The organism is Streptomyces sp. NRRL F-5122 (assembly GCF_001507435.1).
In the GTDB taxonomy this organism is placed as follows: domain Bacteria; phylum Actinomycetota; class Actinomycetes; order Streptomycetales; family Streptomycetaceae; genus Streptomyces; species Streptomyces lannensis.
On sequence record NZ_LMWH01000088.1, the window covers coordinates 1 to 974 of the forward strand.

General features: G+C 71.4%; 2 protein-coding genes. Both read left to right on the forward strand.

The window, feature by feature from the left end; all coding sequences use genetic code 11:
• The coding region (locus ADL25_RS11665; protein WP_159044914.1) for a hypothetical protein at positions 1–222 on the forward strand (222 nt) is incomplete at its 5' end.
• Between the two features lie 216 nt (positions 223–438).
• A complete protein-coding gene (locus tag ADL25_RS11670; protein ID WP_059127618.1) occupies positions 439–675 on the forward strand; it encodes a hypothetical protein in 237 nt (78 codons plus the stop codon).
• The last annotated feature ends 299 nt before the right edge of the window (positions 676–974 follow it).

Here is a 974-nt window from a genome sequence, read left to right on the forward strand (position 1 = left end):
GACACGGCCGGTGAACTCGCCGGCTGCTCCTTCACCGCCCGCGCCCACACCCTGCGCCGCGCGCCCGGCTCCGGGACGGTCGGCGACTGGTACGAGCACTCCCTGACCGAGGCGTTCTGGCGCACCCTGCGCAGCGAACTCGCCCACCACGCCCGGCCGGAAGCACACCACCACGGCCAGGCACTCCTCGACACCCTCGAACGCCTCACCCGCCAAACCTGACCACCACCCCCGGCCAGAACCCACACCCGCCCCGCACCCATCCCCGGCGCCCGTATCCGGCGCCCGCACGAGACACCCGCCCCCTCCACGCCCCGCACGCCCGGACCGCGACCTGCCCGCTCCGCCCCGGTCTGCCAGCCCTGACCGCCCGTTGTTTGGCGTCTCTGCCCGCTTGTTCTTCGATCCGTCACATTCGATCCCGCTCATGACGAGGACATGGACATCACTCCACCCCTGCCCATCGCCCAGGTATTTCGGACCGAGATGAATCACGGCGGACCCCTGTCGGCGACTCAGGCGCACCAAGTCATGCTGTACTGCGCGCTGGATGCGGCGTGCGTGCCGCTGGACCCGCCTGCCGTGCAGGCGGTCGTCCGGCTGGCGCAGTTGGACTATCCCACCGTGCAGGCCGTCATCGACTGGGTCACCACGGCCGCGACCCGGCGGCCCTGACCCTGGCCCGCTCCGCACCGTTCGGGAACAGGCACCCGCCCCCCGATCCCGCCCCCGGATCACGCTCCTGGGTCTGCTCGTCCCGGCGCCGTCAGGCTTTCCGTAGGCGCGCGCAAGGCCAGCGGGGTGTCGGACGGTTCGACGGGCGCCCGCAGGCGCCGGGGAGCAGGAGCGGAAAAGAAGGCGGAAAAAGAGAAGGAGGGGAGGGGGTTCAGGATTCGTCGGCGCGGAGCAGGGATTCGACGAGTACGGCGACGTGCCGGCGGTCGGTGGGGCTGAGTTTGTGGACGCTGGCGATG